The following is an 879-nucleotide window of genomic DNA, read 5'->3' on the forward strand; positions in this document are numbered from 1 at the left end:
CCCCCACCGCTCCCCCCACCCCGACCGACACGGTCGACCACCTGGCAAGCGCCGGCCTCACCCGGCTCACCGCCATGGCAGGAGACGCGTTCACCCCGCGGATCAGCGTCCGCGCCGAGAACGCCGCCGGCAAGCCCGTCGCCAAGGTCCGCATCCGCTTCACCATCACCGGCGACACCGACGCCACCTTCGACGGCGGCGAGACTGTCGCCACGATCGTCACCGACAGCACCGGCGTCGCCGTCGCGCCCGTCCTGCACGCCGGGGAGAAGACCGGCGAGTTCACCGTCCGAGCCACGCCGGCGGGCCGCACGCTGCCCGCCGTGCAGTACGCCGCCACCGTCATCGCCCGCGCCGCCGACACCCTCACCCGCACCGGTGACACCCCGCTGACCTGCACACCGGGCGGGAAGTTCGCCGAACCCATCGAGGTGAAGGCCACCTACAAGGGCGCCGTCGCCGACCGGGTCGCCGCCACCGCCACCCTCGTCGAGTCGGCCGACGACAAGACCACCGCCGACAAGGGCCCCTACTTCAAGGGCGCCGACGAAAAGCCGGTCCGCACCATCGACCTGCGCACCGACGCCGACGGCCTGCTGAAACTGCCCCAGCTGTACGCGGACGACACCACCGGCACCTTCCTGCTGATCATCAGCACCACCGGCGGGGCCACCCTCACCGTCGAACTGACCGTGGCCGAGGAGCAGACGACACCCGACCCGAGCCCGAGCCCAACGACCGGCACCGGCTCCGGCTCCGGCTCCGGCTCGGGCTCCGGCTCGGGCACCGGCTCGGGCACCGGCTCCGGCTCCGGTGGTGAGCCGACCGGGTCGGCGTCGCCGACGAGCCCGTCCGTTTAGGGGGCGCTCCCTCCCCCCC

At 73.6% G+C, this 879-nt stretch carries 1 pseudogene; it reads left to right on the forward strand.

The features are described 5' to 3' along the window. Nucleotides 1–860, forward strand: a pseudogene (locus MTQ10_RS30805) (lytic transglycosylase); the annotation flags it as partial. Nucleotides 861–879 lie beyond the last annotated feature (19 nt).

Source organism: Streptomyces sp. XM83C (assembly GCF_023072675.1).
Lineage (GTDB): Bacteria > Actinomycetota > Actinomycetes > Streptomycetales > Streptomycetaceae > Streptomyces > Streptomyces thermocoprophilus.